We start from the raw sequence: 206 nt of genomic DNA, 5'->3' as shown, positions 1-206 counted from the left end.
TCACATGATTGTAACCTTGGATTGTTACTAAAAGCTGTTAGGGCAACTCTTTGAAACCTCTCACTTGAAACCATACTTGGTAAAGCTTTTTTTATCTGACTTGCCATTTTATTCATAAGCTGTTCCATGCCTTTGCTTGGACTTACTTTAACTGTACTTGTTCCTGAAACTTTCTTTTCTAATGCTCCTTTTGCTTTTTCACTAGC

Annotated in this window: 1 pseudogene; it reads right to left on the bottom strand. The window is 35.9% G+C overall.

The window, feature by feature from the left end:
• A pseudogene (locus KGF50_RS22235) lies at positions 1–206 on the bottom strand (recombinase RecT); the annotation flags it as partial.

Origin of the sequence: Clostridioides sp. ZZV15-6598 (assembly GCF_020657705.1) — a bacterium.
In the GTDB taxonomy this organism is placed as follows: Bacteria; Bacillota; Clostridia; order Peptostreptococcales; family Peptostreptococcaceae; genus Clostridioides; species Clostridioides difficile_F.
The sequence above is the reverse complement of the archived record's forward strand: the minus strand, read 5'-3'. Positions and strand labels throughout refer to the sequence as shown.